The following is a 19619-nucleotide window of genomic DNA, read 5'->3' on the forward strand; positions in this document are numbered from 1 at the left end:
CCCATTGGTTGGGAAATGATGCGATTTAAGCTATCATACAGCAATAATGACATTTTTTTAAACAAATCAATAACAGGTGTATTGTGAGAAAAATTTTAGTTACTAGCGCCCTACCCTATGCCAATGGTCCGATTCATTTGGGGCATTTGGTTGAGTACATCCAGACCGATATTTGGGTACGCGCCATGAAATCACTGGGTCATCAAGCGACCTATGTGTGTGCCGATGATGCCCATGGCACAGCGATTATGCTCAAAGCAGAAGCCAACGGTGTCACCCCTGAAGAGCAAATTGCCGATGTCAAAGCCTCCCATGAAAAAGATTTTGCGGGATTTTTGGTTGATTTTGACAACTACTACTCAACCCATAGCCCAGAAAATGAGCATTACTCTCAGCTGATTTATAATCGCTTGTATGAAAACGGTCATATCTCGCACAAAGCAGTTGAACAGCTGTATGACCCAGAAAAAGGCTTGTTTTTGGCAGACCGTTTTGTCAAAGGCGAATGCCCAAAATGCGGCGCAAAAGACCAATACGGCGACAACTGCGAAGTCTGCGGCACGACCTACAATGCCACCGAACTCAAAAATCCCTACTCAACGCTTTCAGGTGCAACGCCTGTTTTGAAATCATCCATCCATTACTTCTTTAACCTGCCAAACTTTAGCGAATTTTTGCAAAATTGGACGCGTAAAGAAGGTCGCCTGCAGACCTCTATCGCCAACAAATTACAAGAATGGTTTGATGCAGGTCTTGCCAGCTGGGATATCAGCCGCGATGCGCCGTATTTTGGCTTTAAAATCCCAAACACCCCAGCCAGTGAACCAGACAAGTATTTTTATGTGTGGCTCGATGCACCCGTCGGTTATATGGCAAGTTTCAAAAACTTGTGTGACCAAGAAGGTGCGCAGTTAGGCTTAAATTTTGATGACTATTGGTCAAAAGAAAATCATAACAACACCGAAGTTTATCATTTCATCGGTAAAGATATTGTGTATTTCCACGCCCTGTTTTGGCCAGCGATGCTTGAAGGCGCAGGATTTAGAACCCCAACTGCCATCAACGCGCATGGCTTTTTGACTGTCAATGGCGAGAAAATGAGTAAATCTCGCGGCACCTTTATCAAAGCCGATACTTACTTACAAAACCTTGACCCTGAATACTTGCGTTACTACTTTGCTAGCAAATTATCAGCCAGTGTCGAAGATATCAATCTGGATCTTGAAGACTTTATGCAAAAAGTCAATTCAGACTTGGTGGGTAAAGTCGTCAATATCGCTAGCCGCTGCGCAGGATTTATCCATAAAAATCATGGTAGTAAACTGGCACTGACAATCAGCGAACCTGCTTTGGTGCAACAAATCATTGATGCGGGCGAAGATATCGCTGCCGCTTATGAAGCGCGCGAATTTAGCAAAGCCATGCGTCTGATTATGGCGTGTGCAGACAAAGCCAATGAGTACATCGATGACAAAAAACCGTGGGCTCTTAACAAAGTCGAAGGTCAACAAGCCGAAGTACAAGCGGTGTGTACCGTCGCGCTTAATATCTTCCGTCAATTGGTGGTTTATCTTGCCCCTGTATTGCCATTGATGTGTGAGAAAGCACGAATTTTTCTCAATGTTAACAGCCTAGATTTTGATAGCCGTCATGCGTTATTGGTCGGGCATACCATCAACGCCTTTACCCCATTGATGCAGCGTGTTGACAAAGATAAAGTTGCTGCGATGGTGGACGCTTCAAAAGAAGATTTAAACAAACAGCCTGCTATCGCCAATCAAGCCTCAACTGGACAATCTGCCGCTAGCGAGCAATCCACTGGCGATATAGCATTGATTGGTATCGATGACTTCGCCAAAGTCACAATGACCGTAGCAAAAGTACTAGCCTGCAATAACGTGGAAGGTGCAGATAAATTGCTGCAATTTACCCTAGATGTGGGTGAGACAGATGCGCAGGGCAATGTGAAAACGCGCAATGTGTTTAGCGGTATCGCCAAATTCTATAACCCTGAACAATTGGTGGGCAAAACCGTGGTCTGCGTCACCAACCTTGCGCCACGAAAAATGAAGTTTGGTATTTCTGAAGGTATGATTTTATCGGCTGAAAAAGCGGGTCAATTGACCGTGGTTACGCTAGATGACCATATCCCTGCGGGTGCGACCCTTGCTTAATGGGCTTAACTGGCTTAACTGTGATTGATTGCGATGAGCTGAAACATTTTGACACATTCTTAATCATTTTTTTGATCACAACAAAAAACCGCTGATAATTACCAGCGGTTTTTTTATTAAGCTATCCTAAATATCAAAAAATCGATAATGTAGCCCGATTAACGGTCGCTTTTGCTAACGCTAATGCGAACGGGTATAGATTTTCGATTGGCTCTAACCGGATTAGCTGACTTATTGTATTGGCAATAATGGGGTGCTTCAGCCGAAGGTAGAATAGCACCAACTACTAATACGCCTGCCATCAAGTTTGATGAGTTCATATAGCCTCCTTGTTGAGTTAGTGTACGATGATTCCATCTATGAATCATTTACCTTTACTAAGCACAGACATGTTTAACTTAATCAACGCTGCAACGAATCGTTTAAAAAAGATAAATAATGCTGCGAGTAGAAGTTGTATTCTAAAAGATATCGAAAGATTTTCATACCATTTTATTATGACAATTTCATGAAATATTAAATAATATTTATACTTTATGTTTCAATTAAGGACTTTATGTAATTAAACCTACTCATATAGTGGTATTCATAAAAGGTTTTGTTAATAAGCTACTGTTTATCAAAGAGCTTATAAAATCTTCTAATCCATAAAAATTTAGCCATAGTCGCAAACTTTTATTTATGTTATAGCAAACTAGTACGTTGAAATGATATACTCTGCTTACAAAACAATTTTGATGATTGGGGAATACTATGTTGTCATTCACACACGGTCAATTGTCCGCTATCTGCGCCATTATTGGATTATCTTTAGCCGCCTGCTCACCTCAGAAACCACCCGCGCAAGCTGCAGACACGTCTAGCAAACCCTCAGCCACTGCCAGCCAAAAACCCAATAAAACCATCGCCATTTCTGCGATTGTGGCACACCCATCGCTCGACGCCATTCGCCAAGGTATTATTGATGAATTGGCTGCTGAAGGGTATATCAAAGGGCAAAATCTAACCGTAAATTTTCAGTCAGCACAAGGCAATACGGCAACGGCAGGACAAATCTCCAAGCAATTTGTCGCTGATAAACCTGATGCTATCGTGGCAATCTCCACCCCTACTGCCCAGTCGTTGGCTGCCGCTAGCAAAGAGATACCGATTGTTTATACAGCTGTGTCGGATCCTGTGGCTGCCAAGCTTATTACTCAACAAAACACCCCGACTCAGCCCAACATCACAGGTTTATCCAGCCAATTACCGCTAGCACCGCAGCTCGACTTTATGCAAAAAATCATGCCGTCAGCTAAATCCATTGGCTATGTGTTTAGCGCAGGTGAAATGAATTCGGTGGCGCTGCGAGATAAACTCAGCATTGCGCTACCAAAGCGTGGCATGAACTTAGTGGATATCCCAGCCAACCGTCCCACTGATATTGCCATGGCAACTAACAGTCTTGGCGGCAAAGCCCAGTTGATTTATACCTCAATGGACAATAATGTGGCGTCGGCATTTGAATCAATGGTGCAATCAGCCAATGCGCTAAAACTTCCCATCATCGCCTCCGATGAGTTTAGCGTCCGCCGCGGCGCTACGGCAGCACTCGGTGTCAATGATTATGACTTTGGGCGTACCACAGGCAAAATGGTAGGCAAAATTTTGGATGGTACACCTGTCACTCAAGTTAAACCCGAAGTGATGAACCAATTAACTTTATACGTGAGCCCAAAACACGCCCAAGCACAAGGCGTAACACTAAATCCTGAACTACTAAAAGGTGCCATTAACGTTGATACCACACCCGAGCGAAAAATTGACAAATAATCGCTATGATTAAATAAGAAAAAACCCGCCTAATTAAATAGACGGGTTGTTCAAGCTGGGCAGTGAAATGATGCGCTACTTAAAGCACATTTAAAAATTTAAAGCACATTTAAAATAACACGTGTCGCTTCAATGACATCAATTACACGGTTGTCAACACGTAGGCGCACTTCACCTGGACGCGGGCGACTGATAACTTTTGCCTGGCGATAAGCATTGTTATTTAACACATAGACATTACGGTCATTATATCGCTTGACTGTGTAATAACGATTGTCTAGTTTTTTTGCCCAGCCTGGTGGTACCGCTTTACCATGTGCAACATTTTTTTGCAGACCTGGGGGCAATTGGCGATACTGCTCGTGGGTTAGGTAGCGACCCGTACGACTATCGTAGTATCGATTGTCGCCTCTGTCGCGGTCTCTATCATGGTTCGTGTTGTAGCGTTGGTTTTCTTTGCGGTCATCTTTATAGTGTTTTTGTTGCTGTTTCCAGTTTTTTTCTTGTTTATATTGAGCTTTACCATGACCGGGGTCTGCCAAAACAACGGGTGAAGCCACGAACGAGCCCGCTAAAAGTAAGCTAGTTAATAATGTCGATTTTTTCATTGTCATACACCTTTATCTGTACCTTGTATAAGTAATTTTGTATGAAGCTATATTATTATGAAATTAAAATGTAACTTAATATGACAATGCTGTGGTAATTTTCTTTCTACTTAAAAACAATGCGCTATGACTTATTAGTTAGCTGATGACTTAGCGAATTATTATTAAAAAATGATACATTAGCGAAATGAGGCAAATTGTTATGTTATAGCAATTTATCAGAAAACACCTTTTAACCAGTAACCTAAAGCTTTAATCATAGTTGGCAAACTTGCCTGATACATATATAACGCTATGCGACTGCAAAATTAGCTGATAAAATGTAAATAATGTTTAACAATGCTGTATGATATTGTTATTGAAGTGTAAGATTTTCCTTTTTTAAGATTTACCTTTTTAATTGTTACCCTATGGATGGATTTTTGGAGTGATATATGTTGAACGCTACATTTGGTGTTTCTCGTTTGACCAAAGCAATGATGCTAGGTGGAATTTGTATGGCAAGCCTGATGGGTTGTAGCCAATCTAACAATAAAACAGCTGATGCCAATACTGCAAGCACAGCAAGTGCAACGACAGCTGCGTCAGGCGATACCAAATCTGTTGCTATCACGGCAATCGTTGAGCACCCAGCATTAGATGCCGTTCGTCAAGGTGTGATTGAAGAGCTTGGCAACGAAGGCTTTAAAGAAGGTCAAAACCTAAAAGTAAATTTCCAATCAGCCCAAGGCAATACGGCGACTGCCGGTCAGATTGCCAAACAATTTGCCGCGGATAAACCCGATGCCATCGTTGCCATTTCCACCCCATCGGCGCAATCCGTCATTGCAGCGACCAACTCAATTCCTGTCATTTTCTCTGCAGTTACCGACCCGGTCCAAGCGAAACTGATAAAATCTTGGGAAGCCTCTGGCACCAACGTGACAGGCGCATCAGACATGTTGCCACTTGAGCCACAGATTGAGCTGATGAAAAAAGTGGTACCAAATCTCAAATCCGTCGGCTATGTATACAGCCCAGGGGAAGTCAACTCAACTGTGGTACTCAAAGCGCTTGAAGCAAAATTTAAACCGATGGGCATTAGCATCGTTGCAGCACCTGCACAGCGCACTACCGATATTCCCCAAGCGGCTCGTGGTCTACAAGGTAAAGTTCAGCTCATCTATACCTCACTTGACAACAACGTGGTATCCGCCTATGAGTCGCTTTACCAAGCAGCTAAAGAAATCAAAGTGCCCCTAGTGGCGTCTGATACTGACTCCGTTGCCCGTGGTGCAGTCGCGGCGATGGGTATCAACTACAAAGACTTGGGCATCGAAACAGGTAAAATCGTTGGACGCGTCCTAAAAGGCGAAAAACCAGGTACCATCAAGCCTATCACGATGAATAAGCTTGACTTATACCTTAGCCCAAAACACGCGCAAGAAGTTGGCATTACCCTGCCACAAGATTTAATTAGTCAGGCAGCCCAAGTAGAGCCTGCGCCAAAAGCTAAACAATAAATCATTGGTTAATGTTAGCTGTTTTAATGTGATTGCAAATTTAATTGCCCAGTGGCAACTAAAGTTTCAAAGCGCGTATTTGTACTTTAGTCGCATTACGCTTAATGCCACTTGGTTTACCTTAACACCTGACTGCTTGTTGAATTAACAAGCGGTCTTTACTTTTTTGTGTGAACAGTTATGTCGTTACTTGCTTTATTTGGTGCCCTAGAAAGTGGTCTAATCTATGCGTTAGTGGCTTTGGGCGTATACATTTCATTTCGGGTGTTAGATTTTCCAGATTTGACCGCGGATGGTAGTTTTCCCTTAGGCGGTGCTGTCGCAGGCGTGGCAATCATCGCGGATGTCAACCCTTGGCTGGCTTGTATCTTTGGTATGCTTGCTGGTGGTGTTGCAGGTTTGGTAACGGCTTGGCTACATGTCAAACTTGGTATTTTACAGCTGCTCTCAAGTATTTTGGTGATGGTCGCGCTGTATGCGGTCAATTTGCGTATTATGCAAGCGCCAAACTTGGCATTGCTCGGTGAACCAACCATATTTGGCGAACTGGTGACCGATAGTAACGGCTATTGGATGCGCTGTGTGGTGATTGGTGGTGTGGTGATTGCTGCCAAGTTTTTCTTGGATTGGTTCTTTAGCACTGAGGTGGGCTTGGCGATGCGAGCAACTGGCTCTAACCTTAGAATGTCACAAGCACAGGGGATTGCTACCTCTCGAAGTATCTTGCTTGGGATGGCGATTTCTAACGGGCTGATTGCGCTTGCTGGTGCAATTTTTGTGCAAACCCAAGGCGGTGCTGATATTTCCATTGGTGTGGGCACCATTGTGATTGGTCTTGCTGCCGTTATCATTGGTGAAACCATCATGCCTGCCAAAAAAATGCGGTGGATTACCCTATCTGCTATTGTCGGGGCGATTCTTTATAAATTCTTTATCCAAATTGCGTTGTCAAATGATACCTTACGTGCGATTGGTTTTGGTCCTCAAGATGTTAACTTAGTCACCGCACTGCTGGTGGTGATTGCTTTAATCCTACCAAAAATCAAATCAAAAATTTTAAGCAATCGCCATAAGCATGCCGCTTAACTTGGTATCAAAGAGTTGATTTTAATTTTGGCACTTAACAACTTATAAAGTAAAGTAAAAGGACAATGCCTTATGATGAACGCAGACAACCTACGATTGACCTTCAATCCTGGTACGCCGATTGAAAACCCTGCCTTACGTGGTATCAGCCTGCGTATTGAAGCAGGTGAATTTGTCACGGTCATTGGTACCAACGGCGCAGGTAAGTCGACGTTTTTAAATGCCGTCGCTGGCACGATTCGGGTCGATAGCGGCAAAATTACCTTAAACAATATTGACGTGACCAAAAAATCTGCCCACCAACGGGCACACTGGGTAGCACGCGTTTTTCAAGACCCAATGGCAGGTACTTGTGAAGCCTTAACCATTGAAGAAAACATGGCACTTGCTTACAAGCGCGGCGAATCGCGTTTTTTAAAAGGCGCATTGAATCACAAAAACCGTGAAATTTTCCGTGAAAAACTGGCGATTTTAAAATTAGGGTTAGAGAATCGGCTTACTGACCGTATGGGTTTATTATCAGGCGGGCAACGCCAAGCGGTTAGCCTATTAATGGCATCGCTGCAGCCGTCAAAAATTTTACTACTCGATGAACACACGGCCGCCCTTGACCCAAAAACCGCCGCTTTCGTCTTGGAACTGACCGATAAAATCGTCCAAGAAAACAATCTCAACACCATGATGGTCACTCACTCCATGCAGCAAGCGCTCAATCATGGCACCCGCACCGTGATGCTCCACCAAGGACAAGTGGTATTAGACGTATCAGGCGATGAACGCAAAGGCATGACTGTCCATGATTTACTCAATATGTTTGAACGCACCCGCGGCGAAGTGGTAGAAGATGACAGCTTAATTTTGAGCTAATTAGCTTTGCGCAATTAAATACGATGGGTTAAATGCGCGCTAACGCTTAACAAGATGAAGATGGATAACATAAGTTATCCATTTTTTTACACACAGTGATAGATTAATTCTTCATAATAACAGTTGATAAGTAAGCAGTGACAATACTGCTATTTTCTCTAAATGTTAATTATAAAAAACACTATACTTTGAGGTCATTATGTTTGATTTAAAATCACTTGTTACGAAAGCTGTCGAAGACAAAACGTTAAATGTCAATGAATACATCTTTATGCCAGAGCGCGTGGATATGATGGTAAAAGATGGACGGCTAAGCTGTGTACTAAACACCAATGGTAAAGTCGATTTTATTTACCATAAAAGCGGTATCACCGAAGTGCGTTCAGGTCTACGTAAAAGCCCGTTTACCTCGTTTCGCAATGAACTTCACTATGGGGTGTATGATGATGTGGTGGATGAAGTGATTGAAGCGGTTGAAAAAATCATTGGCAGTCAGTCAAAATACTTTAATTTTGCCGCAGATGCAGAATAAATAAGTGAATCATAAAAAAGCTGAAAAGTAACATTTCAGCTTTTTTTATGTCTTTTATTTATAGATGATTCCTTTATTTATAGAGAATTAAAGGCGCTATCAATCGCATCATCTAATCGCTCAACTGCAATGATTTTGAGACCTTGATATTGCTCTAATTGCGTTTTTGGGGCATTGGCTTTGGGTACAATTGCATGAGTAAAGCCATGTTTCACCGCTTCTTTTAGACGCTCTTGACCATTGGGCACAGGTCTGATTTCACCCGATAGGCCTACCTCACCAAATACCGCTAGGGTATAAGGTAAAGGCTTTTCCTTGATACTAGACGCACAGGCCAATAAAACCGCCAAATCGGAGCCGGTTTCAAGTACCTTGACCCCGCCTACCACATTGACATACACATCTTGCCCATTGGTTTGGATACCGCCATGACGGTGCATGACTGCCAGCAACATGGCTAAGCGCTGATAATCTAAACCTAATGCCATGCGCCTAGGTTGTCCTTGCGATTCATCGACCAGCGCTTGTACTTCAACCAGTAGCGGTCTGGTACCTTCACGGCTAACCATGACCACTGAGCCTGCAATCGGTTTATCATAGCGACTTAAAAATATCGCCGATGGATTTGCCACTTCTTTGAGTCCTGTATCCGTCATGGCAAAAATCCCCAGCTCGTTGACGGCACCAAAACGATTTTTCACCGCACGAATCATTCGAAAACGGCTGTCCGACTGCCCTTCAAAATACAGTACCGCATCCACCATATGTTCTAGCACGCGAGGGCCTGCCAGCGCCCCTTCTTTGGTCACATGCCCGACCAGAAATAACGCTGTACCCGTTTGCTTGGCATAGCGCGTCAAAATCGCCGCTGACTCACGGATTTGACTGACACCACCTGGCGCGGATTGGATGGCTTCGGTAAACAAAGTCTGAATTGAGTCAATGATGGCGACGGCTGGTTGCTCTTGGGTCAAGGCTTGGCAGATCATTTCGACATTGGTTTCTGCCAATACTTTTAAGTTATTATTGGGTAACCCCAAACGACTAGCCCGCATCGCCACCTGTGACAACGATTCTTCACCCGTAATGTACAGCGCACTGCCGGCTAGACTGTGATTTTCTGCCATATGAATCGCCGTCTGTAGCAAGATAGTGGATTTGCCAATACCAGGATCACCCCCAATCAGCACCACAGAACCTGCCACTAAGCCACCGCCTAACACCCGATCAAACTCACCAACACCCGTTGGTAGCCTAGTATCAAGTGACATAGGCACGGCATTAAGTGGCATGACGCTCGATTGTTCGCCCGCGTAGTTGCTGGCTTTTTTGGTGACAGGTTTATGATGTGGCATGCTGACCGTCGGCGCTTCGACAAGGCTATTCCATGCGCCACATTCGGCACACTGTCCCGACCATTTACCGAAGTTTGCGCCACATTGTTGGCACACGTAGGATGATTTTGATTTTGCCATAGAGTCCAATTTGCAATGAAAAATTTAAAAATAAAGAAAAATTTAAAATAAAAAAACTTAAAGCGTATTGGTGGTGGTGAGAGGTATAAACTATGCAATGAAATTAATACGATGACATTAATGCAATGAAATTAGGGATAGCGAGCTATGTTTGACACACAAATTTTGACCCGCAAGATTGCTGTTATTTGCGACTATATTTATGGGCGACCAAGTCATAAATCCAGTAAAAAATAAACCCATATACCAAAATAAGTAAGGTCAACGAAATATCGAGCATAAACGCCTGCCACAGTCCAATATTCATCACCCACATTACCAGTGGTAAGGTAAAGCCCAACAAGCCACTTTCAAACCCCACTATATGCAGTACCCTTAGCCATAGCGGTCGAGCCAGTTTTTCACCGGTAAAAAATTTATCAAACAATAAGTTATAAACAAATGTCCAAATCATGGCGATGAGCGAAATGCCAATCAGCAGCGCCAATATACTTGAGTTATGCTGCGATTCACTACCCGTAAAGCCAAAAAAGCTGAGTAATTTTACCCAGCCTAATGATAGCAGTATGGCGATTGTCTCAAATAAAATCGCTTGCCCGATGCGTGCTTTGGTGGTCATCACGTTTTGCTTGCAACCATCTTACTAAACCCTGCTTGCTAGACCATGAAGTTTTCACCCAAGTAGACCTTACGTACCAACTCATTGTCTAAAATATGCTCTGGCGTGCCTGCCGCAATAATTTGTCCTTCACTGACAATATAGGCATGTTCACAGATAGCCAAAGTTTCACGTACATTATGATCGGTAATGAGCACGCCGATGCCGCGCTGTTTAAGCTTGATAATCACCTCTTTGATATCGCCTACCGAAATCGGGTCAACCCCAGCAAAAGGCTCGTCAAGCAAAATAAACTTGGGATTTGAGGCAAGGCTGCGGGCAATCTCACAGCGTCTGCGCTCACCGCCTGACACGCTCATCCCTAATGAATGGCGCACATGACCCAAATTAAATTCCCCAATCAGCTGCTCAAGTTGCTGCTGCTGCCCCGCTTTATCCAAATCTGTGCGAGTCTGCAAAATCGATAAAATATTTTCTTCAACGGTTAATTTGCGAAAAATTGACGCTTCCTGCGGTAAGTAGCCAATGCCTGCTGCGGCGCGCTCGTGCATGGACAATGCCGACAAATCTTGATTGCCCAGCTGTATCTGCCCTTTGTCCATATTGACCAGACCAACGACCATATAAAAGCTGGTAGTCTTACCCGCCCCATTTGGACCGAGTAACCCAACCACTTGCCCTTGTTCTACGGAAAAAGACACATCTTTAACCACCCAACGCTTGCCATAGCGTTTGGCAAGGTGCTGCATGATTAGAGTCTGGTTGGCTTGCGGTTGCGACATAATAAATCCTAGAACTAAACAATGGCAATAAACAAAGCGAAAGCAAGTTAAAAAACACTAGCGATTACGAACGCCCACACGGTTGGTTGATTGTGGCGGAAACACCAACTCAACACGTTGGTTATTCCCTGCTTTTGCCTCAATATCACCCACTTTTAGACTGTAATGGATGACATTCCCAGAAAAACTACCGCCATTTTGGGTCAAGCGCGCATTACCCGTGAGGGTGACAAGCCCTGTTTTGACATTGTAATCAATTCGATTCGCCTGACCTTTCGCCAAGCCCTTCTCTTGTGTCACAATTTGTTGGATAGTGGCAGGACGCCCGGTTGCGACTGCACTTTCGATGGCGCGGGTTGGCGTCAAATTGACGGTTAAATTATCCGCCGCCATTTTGAGCGTGCCTTGGGTAATGGTGACGTTGCCTGTATAGCTTGTCACCCCAGAGCGCTCACTGTACGTCGCTTTGTCTGCCAACAACCGAATCGGCTCATTGGCGTCTGATGGCAAGGCGTTTGCCACGTTCGATGCCGCAAGGATGCCAGCAATTGACACACCGCCAGCCATTATTAATTGTCGAGTCTTCACCACAATCATGTTAAACCTTTTATATAAAAATTTTAAAATCAACAATATAGATTAAATTAGCACCGAAGTTAAAGATTTTTGATACTCACTTAAATCCCGTCAACATCGCAACTGAATGACTATCTTAACAGTAGCCACTCTACTCCATAGAGATAGGGTTAGGGTTAGGGTTAGCTACTGTGCAGGTTGAATCATCACACTCACTTGTCCAAAACCGTAATCACCCGTTGCCAAGTCACCACTAAATTGTTTGGCATCAAACCGATTATTCCCATGAATAAAGGTAAGCGGTTCATTAGTCATTACTGTATTATTGACCAAATCACCGACAAAGTTTTTACCTATCATTTTAACGGGCAAATTCGACATACTAGTATTTTGGGTGAGCAACGGAACGCTGGTTAAGGTCACGTTACCTATCAGTTTGGCAATCTGCTTATTTTCATCCAATTGTGCTTGGTCTGCCACCAAGGTTACTTCACGCTCATTTTTTGGACGGATAACAATCTGTGGCTTGGACATCACGGCGGTATTGGCATTTTGGTAATGGGTTACCTGCGCCGCTGTTAACTGATAGCCGACACTACCTGTTTCGGTCGTTTGTAGCGCTTTAATTTGCTCTGCTTGGTAATCAATATCGGTCGGTTTGAGTGATACTTGGGTCAAGCGAGCATCGTTTTGCGTATAAAAATAGGCCGATACGATAATAAATAATAAGCCTAAAATAAATAGCGTTTTTGTTGACACGATTGCCACCTAACATTGCCAAAAAATTTGATAAAAATGGACGTTACCACACTAAGCCGCATACGCCAAATCACTTAAAACAAATTGCTTAAACTAAATCACTTAAACTAAACCACTTTCAAAAAAAATCACTTAGAACAAATCCCTTAGCATAAATCCCTTAAACCAAGTTATATGACCTAAACCACATAACTGGCCAAAATATCATCGTAATGACCCGTTGCTTTTAAAATCAAATCACATAACTCACGAACTGCCCCTTCTCCGCCTGAGCGCGTGGTAACCATGTCGACCCGTTTGATGACTTCGCCATTAGCATTTGCCACGGCTACAGCAAATCCGACGGATTGCAAGGCTTTGATATCTGGCCAATCATCACCGATATAAGCACATTCTGCTAGCGAGATACCAATCTTAGCTAACAATTCATTGAGCGCCGTCAATTTGTCTTCCCGCCCTTGCACTAGATGGGTAATTTTTAATTCTTTGGCGCGATGCGTGACAATGGCGCTAGTGCGACCCGTTATAATGGCAGTTTGAATACCTGCTTGGTGAATACGCTGAATACCAAAGCCATCTTGAACATTAAAGCCTTTGGTTTCAACACTGTTGGCATCATAGATAATTTTTCCATCAGACAGTACACCATCCACATCCATAACCAATAGTTTAACGTTTTTTGCTTTAGTGAGCAGACTTTGCATGACCTTATCCTTATTATTGTAAGCCTAGTTACTTTAAAAGTAGTTATTTTAAGCCTATTAATTCACACCCGCATGCAGTAGCTCATGCAAGGTCAAAATACCCGCTAAAGTCTTATCATCATTAATGATTAATAGCTGATTTATCTTTTGTTCATTCATTAATGTCAGCGCATCAGACGCACGCATATCAGGATTGACGGACTTTGGATTGGTTGACATTACCTGACTAATCGGCGTATCAAGCCCCAATTGGCGCGCTAAGCCACGGCGCAAGTCGCCATCGGTGAATACGCCCACGACTTGATTGTTCGTATTGGTAATCACCGTCATCCCCAGTCTGCCACCCGTCATGCTAAACAAGGCTTCGTTAAGCGTCGAATGCTCATCAATGGTTGGCAGGTTATTTACATGCATCAAGTCTTTCACTTGGGTTAATAATTTGCGACCCAATGCCCCTGCAGGGTGTGATAAAGCAAAATCTTCTGAGGTAAAATGCTTACTATGCACTAGCGCTACCGCTAACGCATCTCCTAACGCCAAAGTAGCTGTGGTACTTGATGTCGGTGCCAAACCAAGGGGACAAGCTTCTTCAGACGCCCCTAAAGTCAAAGCTACATCGGCAGATCTTGGCAAAATACCACGTTTGTCGCGGCTGATACTAATGAGCGGAATGCCCAGTTTTTTTACCACAGGCAGTAACGTGCGGATTTCATCTGACTCACCTGAGTTCGAGATGGCGATTAACACATCGCCTTTGACCAACATGCCAAGGTCGCCATGACCCGCTTCACCAGGATGCATAAAAAAAGACGGCGTTCCCGTTGAGGCAAAAGTCGCTGCAATTTTGCGACCAATGAGCCCTGACTTACCCATGCCTGTCACCACCACACGCCCCTGACAGTTTTCGATCAAATGGCAAGCGGTCACAAATCGTTCATCTAGCTGTTCAATCAGCAAATCTAAAGCATGTTGTTCTGTTTTGATAGCGTCTCTGGCATGCTTTAAATAATCAACCGATGCATCCAAGATAATTCCTCACTAATTTTTCAAAATCACTTTTTGTGCGCTTAATCGCTCAGCCATCAGCAACCTTAAAAGCTAAAATTTAAACTTTTTCAAACTGTATCATAGCGCAATTTAAGCCAATATTCACGGGATAAGTCCGAAAATACATATTTTGACAACATTTCATCGAGTTTATATTAACAATCTAGGCATTGCTAAATCAGTTCCAAATAAACTATAAAAGACAAGTTATAAAAGCTATAAAAAATGGCGAACACTGATAGGGTTCGCCACGTAATATCATGTTTGGAATTTAAAAATTAAAACTTGTCTTCACCATTGCCGTTGGCATCATCGTCAAAATTAGTATCATCTTTGGCAGGCTCAAAATTCATAGTGTCATAGCCGCTATCAAAACCACGGTCAGTAAAACCACTGCGATCATACGGTGCTTGCGCAAACCCTGTACGCTCGTGCGAATAGCCACGTGGGTCATTGTCATAACCACCATCAAAGCCGCGGTCACCAAAGCCCCCACGATTAGCAAACCCTGTGCGATTTGCGCCATAGCCCTGTGGTTCAAAACCGCCTGTTTGACCAAAGCCCAGTTGGCTAGATTGGCCGTATCCACTTGCCCCTGGCATTGGCGTGGCTGAACGTGGATTGCGGGCTGGTACTACCGTTGAAATGGCGTGTTTGTAGACCATTTGACTGACAGTGTTTTTAAGTAACACCACATATTGATCGAAAGATTCGATTTGACCTTGAAGTTTGATGCCATTGACTAAAAAAATAGACACTGGAATACGGTCTTTGCGTAAAGAGTTTAAGAAAGGGTCTTGTAGTGTTTGACCTTTTGACATAGGTTTCTCCCAGAAATAAACAGAAAGTTGGTTAAATTATTATATTTTTAAACGAATTTTTAATTATACCTTATTAGCTTAATATGGATTGTCGAATCACCATATTAGATAAGCACTCAAATAGTATCACTCAAGCATGTCACTGCTGTTAACTTGTTTTTATTAGCAAATTTCTTGCTTGATCAATAGTTGCCAAGGGTCTGATATCAAAACGCTCAACCAATTGTTGTGTACTTACTAGCTTACGCATCCATGTATATTGGCGTTTTGCTAGCTGCCTTGTAGCATATAATGCCTCATTTTGCATAGTTTGTCTATAATCTTGAATTGGGGAGCTGTGCGTGTTTAGTAAAAAACGCGCCACATCATCATGAAAATTTTCTTCATTATTATCATATGTAAACAATGTTGTATTTTGTATTTTTTCTAAAAAATCCCAAGCTTGCCGGTAGCCAACGCAGCGCATGGATGGCAGATCAGCCGTGAGGTGATATTGTTGTCGCAGGGCAATCACTTCCTGCAAAAAGCCTTGTTGCCACATGATATCTAACCGAAGTGCGATACGCTTGTGTAACCAATCACGATCTGGCATCACGGCTAAAATTTGCCAACGCTGATGTGGATTGTCGGCTAACGCCCTAGCGGGCTGATTCTGCCAAGCGCTTAATGGCTTACCTGTTTGCAGATAAATTTCCACCGCTCTGCCAATTCTTTGTGTGTCTGTGGTTTTGAGTTGCTTAGCAAGGATGGGATCTACTTGGGTCAAATAAGCATGCAGCTGTTCAACCCCCTGCTCGGCAATCAGTTGGGTGACTTGTTGGCGAATCTCTGGCAAGGTTGCTGGGATATCATTGATACCTTGAATCAGTGCCATATAGTACATCATCGTTCCACCCACTAGCACAGGTGTTTTATTTTGCTGATGAGCAAGATTGATATGATAGTCCACATCGCTGACAAACTGGGCAACGCTGTAGCTTTGCTCAGGACTAATGATGTCAACAAGCGCATGTGGATACTTTGCCAATTCTTCACGTGTCGGTTTGGCAGTCCCGATATTCATATCCCGATAAATCAAGGCAGAATCTACCGAAATAAGACGATATTTGCCTGTTTCGTAGAGTTCGTATGCCAACGCTGTTTTACCGCTGGCAGTAGGTGCTATAAGGCAAATCACGTCTTGTTTATCGGCTGTTATCATAGCTTATTCTGGGGATTGTTAAGGTGAATAGGGAGGTAACTAGGGATTAGGTAAATGCGACTGCGACAGCAGCCATTGTAGCATGTCAGTTTCACTGACTCGAATGGCATTATCGGCAATTTGGGTAAAATCAGCTTGATTCAAATAAGATTGAACATAGGCTTTATCATCACTGTCTATATGATGATATTGTAAATCAATCAGATAAAAATATCCTTGCCAAAGAATTAAAGCAAAAGTTTGATGCTGGTTTTCACATTGATGCTGTCTTTCAAATTCATGCTTGTTTTCAAATAAGGTTACTAGCTGTATCGAGTCGCTATCCGTTACCCTATCGACAGCACCCTTTATTGCTAGCTGATTTCCCATCTGGATTCCCAGCTGATAAAGCGACTGATTTTCGGCAACGTGAGTTATGTGATTGGTGGGTTTGTCATTAGGCTTTATATACTGAATGGACGTAGCTTTACCCGCAGGCAAGTTTTGAAATTTATCGACGTTACTGTCATCAGTATTTGTCATGCAAGCTTTTCGTTGCAGGGTGTTTAGCTCCATCATTTTAGGCGGCAATTGCTCTAGCATATGCTGAGACAACCAAGCTAATATATTGGTCAATGGTTGGATTTTGACTTGTTGTTTACTCGGGTGAATATTGACATTTATCCACTCAGCAGGCAGCTCAAAAGACAACGCATAGCCCATTTGTAGCGAATTATCGATGCCAATCCCTAGCTTGCGACCCACTTTTTGTATGGCTTGGCTAATCGCCAAATCACTGACCAAACGATGATTGATATAAATCAGTTTTGGCAGATTATTTTTATGGGCGATAAAAAACCAGCCAGTGACTTGGGCCCTTAAATCCTCTGCCTGTGCTTGTAAACCTTGCAGCGATAAATAAAATGGCTGTGCAATCTCAGCCAATGGCAAATTTAACGCTTGTTCAAGCCGCGCCAAACTAAACGCGGGCAAAAAAGGCAATGCAGCACCCTCTAAATTTTGGTGAGGGGCTTGGGCTGACTGCGTTAAGCTAAAACGCAATTTGTCTTGATGATATAATTCAATCTGCACATCGGCAAAACTAATCGCTAATCGCTGCACGACTTGTTCAATATGGGCAAATTCTGTGGCGATACTTTTTAGGTGCGAGCGTCTGCCTGGCACATTGAAGTACAAATCGCGAACGCTGACACACGTGCCGCGATGTTTTACGATAGGACGAATAGTAGCTTGGCTTACCTCACTACCGCTCACGCTCAGCTGTTGCCCTATACCGCTGTCATTGTGACTACTGGTTAATGTCAGATGCGATATCGCCGCAATGCTCGCTAGTGCCTCACCGCGAAAGCCTAAACTATGAATACCAACCAACTCATTGACATTAGCAAGTTTACTGGTGGCATGGCGAGTGACTGCAAGCGTCATGTCATCAGGATGAATTCCCATGCCGTTGTCACTAATTTGAATCAACCCAAGCCCGCCTTGCTCAATATCGATTCGAATATGAGTAGCGTTGGCATCGATAGCATTTTCAATCAGTTCTTTGACCACAGAAGCAGGGCGCGTCACTACCTCGCCAGCGGCGATTTGGTTAATAAGCAGTGGGGATAATTTATGAATACGGTTTTCAGGCAAAACTTATCGTCACTTCTCGTTGTTCGTCATCTAGGCGTTTGATATCAATGCTTGCATTGGGCGGCGTCAAATAGCCTGCTGCACGACTCGCCCATTCAATAATCACCAAACTATTTGGCTCATCTTGATATTCATAAAAACCGATAAATTCCAATTCTCCAGGATCATTGAGGCGGTATAAATCGGCGTGGTAAACCGGCTTAATTGTACCATCGTCCTGCGTAATACGATAAGGTTCAACCAGGGTAAAAGTCGGACTTTTTACCGCGCCTGTATGACCCATTGCCTGTAGCCAATAGCGGGTAAGCGTGGTCTTGCCCGCACCCAAATCACCCGACAGCCAAACGCTACCGGTCACATTCATTTCGGCAAGCTCTTTAGCTAAGGCTTGGGTGTCGGTTTCGGATTTTAGGAGGATAGTTTTATTCATGTCGATTAATTTCCCAACTTGCCCAATGTTTGTCCTAAATCAAAAATCGTTACAACAACCCCGTCAGATACCAACAGCTTAGTCAACTTGTAACACCACTGTCGGATTGACAAATTTTTCGCCTTTTTTTAATTTGTCATACATGTTTGGGTCATGCCATTCGGCTTTTACTTGCTCGCTAAATTCAAAATCACCCAGCGTCAACGCGCCCATTTGGGCATTATCGACATCGTCTTCAAAGCATTGGGCATAGCCTGTCGCTGTTTCGTGGGCGATGACGGAATACACTTTGACATCGGTTTCACCGTTTTGCATTTGGGTTTGTTTTAAGATTTCTCTTGCCCAAAAAAACACCACGCGGCTAAACTGCTCTGCCGAGGGCGAAACAGGCAAACTAATCCAGCGCGCGCTAAATTTTTTGCAGGCGTCAATATAGTCAGGGTCATCTTTATCCCAAAAACAAATAGCATGATCAAAACTATCAATGATGTCTTTGATCGATGATTTTAACAGCCCAAAATCATACACCATTTGTCCGTGATCGAGTCGGTGCGCTTCTAAAATCAGTTCGATTTGGTAACTATGCCCATGAATCGAGTACTTGCAGCGATCGGAGCTACAATTGCGCACGATATGGGCATTTTCAAATTTAAACAGCTTTCTAATTCTCATAATGGGATTCGCATTTTTTTAGCAGTAATAAAGGTTTGAATGCTGACTATTATAAAGCTATTGGGCAAGTTAAGCGAATTTTCGTCATATGCGCAAATTTGTCTACCTAAATTTACCCATAACCCAAACAAAAAATCTCGTCACATTTAAGACAGTAACTCACGTCTTAAATCGCTAACTGTGCTAATATAAAAACTTGGGGATAGACAGTTATTTTTGAAAAATGAGTTTTTTTTAGCTGATTCTTTTTTATATAAATTTTTGTTGATATAAAGTCTTGTTAATATAAAGTGTTATTGATACAAAACTTTGTTGGC

General features: G+C 43.2%; 20 protein-coding genes. 6 read left to right on the plus strand and 14 right to left on the minus strand.

The window, feature by feature from the left end; all coding sequences use genetic code 11:
- Positions 1–83 precede the first annotated feature (83 nt).
- Positions 84–2174, plus strand: a complete 2091-nt coding sequence (metG, locus tag RNZ41_RS07170; protein WP_314026952.1) for a methionine--tRNA ligase — start codon at positions 84–86, stop codon at positions 2172–2174.
- A gap of 158 nt (positions 2175–2332) precedes the next feature.
- Here the strand turns inward: metG and RNZ41_RS07175 are convergent, their stop codons facing one another.
- Positions 2333–2494 (minus strand): hypothetical protein, encoded by a 162-nt coding sequence (locus RNZ41_RS07175; RefSeq protein ID WP_007116336.1) that lies wholly within the window; start codon positions 2492–2494, stop codon positions 2333–2335.
- A gap of 433 nt (positions 2495–2927) precedes the next feature.
- Here RNZ41_RS07175 and RNZ41_RS07180 point away from each other — a divergent pair, with 433 nt between their 5' ends.
- Positions 2928–3986: an ABC transporter substrate-binding protein gene (locus tag RNZ41_RS07180; RefSeq protein WP_314026953.1), complete on the plus strand. Its 1059-nt coding sequence runs from the start codon at positions 2928–2930 to the stop codon at positions 3984–3986.
- Positions 3987–4084: 98 nt separating this feature from the next.
- Here the strand turns inward: RNZ41_RS07180 and RNZ41_RS07185 are convergent, their stop codons facing one another.
- Entirely contained in the window at positions 4085–4594 is a 510-nt protein-coding gene (locus RNZ41_RS07185; RefSeq protein ID WP_314026954.1) for a hypothetical protein, read from the minus strand.
- Between the two features lie 509 nt (positions 4595–5103).
- Here RNZ41_RS07185 and RNZ41_RS07190 point away from each other — a divergent pair.
- The 4 genes from RNZ41_RS07190 (at position 5104) to RNZ41_RS07205 (ending at position 8581) form a co-directional block, all read left to right on the plus strand.
- Positions 5104–6096 carry an ABC transporter substrate-binding protein gene (locus tag RNZ41_RS07190; RefSeq protein WP_409950733.1) on the plus strand — a complete coding sequence of 331 codons (993 nt, stop codon included), beginning with the start codon at positions 5104–5106 and terminating at the stop codon, positions 6094–6096.
- Between the two features lie 180 nt (positions 6097–6276).
- Positions 6277–7182, plus strand: coding sequence for an ABC transporter permease (locus tag RNZ41_RS07195; protein ID WP_314026956.1), 906 nt, complete (start codon positions 6277–6279; stop codon positions 7180–7182).
- 72 nt (positions 7183–7254) lie between these two features.
- A complete protein-coding gene (locus tag RNZ41_RS07200; protein WP_314026957.1) occupies positions 7255–8049 on the plus strand; it encodes an ABC transporter ATP-binding protein in 795 nt (264 codons plus the stop codon).
- Positions 8050–8248: 199 nt separating this feature from the next.
- Complete coding sequence (locus RNZ41_RS07205) at positions 8249–8581, plus strand: hypothetical protein (protein WP_007116343.1); 333 nt, start codon at positions 8249–8251, stop codon at positions 8579–8581.
- Positions 8582–8658: 77 nt separating this feature from the next.
- Here RNZ41_RS07205 and radA read toward each other — a convergent pair whose 3' ends face one another.
- From radA to RNZ41_RS07265, 12 genes are all read right to left on the minus strand, one after another.
- The gene (radA, locus tag RNZ41_RS07210) at positions 8659–10056 is read right to left on the minus strand and encodes a DNA repair protein RadA (RefSeq protein ID WP_314026958.1); all 1398 of its coding nucleotides are present in this window, start codon (positions 10054–10056) and stop codon (positions 8659–8661) included.
- 184 nt (positions 10057–10240) lie between these two features.
- Entirely contained in the window at positions 10241–10675 is a 435-nt protein-coding gene (locus RNZ41_RS07215) for a PACE efflux transporter (protein ID WP_065252406.1), read from the minus strand.
- Between the two features lie 38 nt (positions 10676–10713).
- A complete protein-coding gene (gene lptB / locus RNZ41_RS07220; RefSeq protein WP_007116346.1) occupies positions 10714–11457 on the minus strand; it encodes an LPS export ABC transporter ATP-binding protein in 744 nt (247 codons plus the stop codon).
- Between the two features lie 57 nt (positions 11458–11514).
- Positions 11515–12024 (minus strand): lipopolysaccharide transport periplasmic protein LptA, encoded by a 510-nt coding sequence (lptA, locus tag RNZ41_RS07225; protein ID WP_172823567.1) that lies wholly within the window; start codon positions 12022–12024, stop codon positions 11515–11517.
- Positions 12025–12219: 195 nt separating this feature from the next.
- A complete protein-coding gene (gene lptC, locus RNZ41_RS07230) occupies positions 12220–12792 on the minus strand; it encodes an LPS export ABC transporter periplasmic protein LptC (protein WP_007116348.1) in 573 nt (190 codons plus the stop codon).
- Between the two features lie 179 nt (positions 12793–12971).
- Positions 12972–13496: a KdsC family phosphatase gene (locus RNZ41_RS07235; protein WP_062334430.1), complete on the minus strand. Its 525-nt coding sequence runs from the start codon at positions 13494–13496 to the stop codon at positions 12972–12974.
- Between the two features lie 57 nt (positions 13497–13553).
- The gene (locus RNZ41_RS07240) at positions 13554–14522 is read right to left on the minus strand and encodes a KpsF/GutQ family sugar-phosphate isomerase (RefSeq protein ID WP_314026960.1); all 969 of its coding nucleotides are present in this window, start codon (positions 14520–14522) and stop codon (positions 13554–13556) included.
- A gap of 299 nt (positions 14523–14821) precedes the next feature.
- The gene (gene hfq / locus RNZ41_RS07245) at positions 14822–15364 is read right to left on the minus strand and encodes an RNA chaperone Hfq (RefSeq protein ID WP_050324114.1); all 543 of its coding nucleotides are present in this window, start codon (positions 15362–15364) and stop codon (positions 14822–14824) included.
- 148 nt (positions 15365–15512) lie between these two features.
- On the minus strand, positions 15513–16565 hold the full coding sequence (gene miaA / locus RNZ41_RS07250) for a tRNA (adenosine(37)-N6)-dimethylallyltransferase MiaA (protein ID WP_314026961.1): 1053 nt from the start codon (positions 16563–16565) through the stop codon (positions 15513–15515).
- Positions 16566–16604: 39 nt separating this feature from the next.
- On the minus strand, positions 16605–18200 hold the full coding sequence (gene mutL, locus RNZ41_RS07255; protein WP_314026962.1) for a DNA mismatch repair endonuclease MutL: 1596 nt from the start codon (positions 18198–18200) through the stop codon (positions 16605–16607).
- Positions 18193–18630: a tRNA (adenosine(37)-N6)-threonylcarbamoyltransferase complex ATPase subunit type 1 TsaE gene (tsaE, locus tag RNZ41_RS07260; RefSeq protein WP_314026963.1), complete on the minus strand. Its 438-nt coding sequence runs from the start codon at positions 18628–18630 to the stop codon at positions 18193–18195. Before tsaE ends, mutL begins: the two co-directional genes overlap by 8 nt.
- A 78-nt stretch (positions 18631–18708) precedes the next feature.
- The gene (locus tag RNZ41_RS07265; protein WP_007116356.1) at positions 18709–19302 is read right to left on the minus strand and encodes a 6-pyruvoyl trahydropterin synthase family protein; all 594 of its coding nucleotides are present in this window, start codon (positions 19300–19302) and stop codon (positions 18709–18711) included.
- Positions 19303–19619 lie beyond the last annotated feature (317 nt).

Source organism: Moraxella sp. DOX410 (assembly GCF_032248735.1).
Classification (GTDB): domain Bacteria; phylum Pseudomonadota; class Gammaproteobacteria; order Pseudomonadales; family Moraxellaceae; genus Faucicola; species Faucicola tetraodonis.

Coding starts and splice junctions, on each gene's coding strand:
- RNZ41_RS07175 (WP_007116336.1), bottom strand. CDS start 2,494: ATGAACTCATCAAACTTGATGGCAGGCGTATTAGTAGTTGGTGCTATT.
- RNZ41_RS07180 (WP_314026953.1), top strand. CDS start 2,928: ATGTTGTCATTCACACACGGTCAATTGTCCGCTATCTGCGCCATTATT.
- RNZ41_RS07185 (WP_314026954.1), bottom strand. CDS start 4,594: ATGAAAAAATCGACATTATTAACTAGCTTACTTTTAGCGGGCTCGTTC.
- RNZ41_RS07190 (WP_409950733.1), top strand. CDS start 5,104: ATGGGTTGTAGCCAATCTAACAATAAAACAGCTGATGCCAATACTGCA.
- RNZ41_RS07195 (WP_314026956.1), top strand. CDS start 6,277: ATGTCGTTACTTGCTTTATTTGGTGCCCTAGAAAGTGGTCTAATCTAT.
- RNZ41_RS07200 (WP_314026957.1), top strand. CDS start 7,255: ATGATGAACGCAGACAACCTACGATTGACCTTCAATCCTGGTACGCCG.
- RNZ41_RS07205 (WP_007116343.1), top strand. CDS start 8,249: ATGTTTGATTTAAAATCACTTGTTACGAAAGCTGTCGAAGACAAAACG.
- radA (WP_314026958.1), bottom strand. CDS start 10,056: ATGGCAAAATCAAAATCATCCTACGTGTGCCAACAATGTGGCGCAAAC.
- RNZ41_RS07215 (WP_065252406.1), bottom strand. CDS start 10,675: ATGACCACCAAAGCACGCATCGGGCAAGCGATTTTATTTGAGACAATC.
- lptB (WP_007116346.1), bottom strand. CDS start 11,457: ATGTCGCAACCGCAAGCCAACCAGACTCTAATCATGCAGCACCTTGCC.
- lptA (WP_172823567.1), bottom strand. CDS start 12,024: ATGGCTGGCGGTGTGTCAATTGCTGGCATCCTTGCGGCATCGAACGTG.
- RNZ41_RS07235 (WP_062334430.1), bottom strand. CDS start 13,496: ATGCAAAGTCTGCTCACTAAAGCAAAAAACGTTAAACTATTGGTTATG.
- hfq (WP_050324114.1), bottom strand. CDS start 15,364: ATGTCAAAAGGTCAAACACTACAAGACCCTTTCTTAAACTCTTTACGC.
- miaA (WP_314026961.1), bottom strand. CDS start 16,565: ATGATAACAGCCGATAAACAAGACGTGATTTGCCTTATAGCACCTACT.
- tsaE (WP_314026963.1), bottom strand. CDS start 18,630: ATGAATAAAACTATCCTCCTAAAATCCGAAACCGACACCCAAGCCTTA.
- RNZ41_RS07265 (WP_007116356.1), bottom strand. CDS start 19,302: ATGAGAATTAGAAAGCTGTTTAAATTTGAAAATGCCCATATCGTGCGC.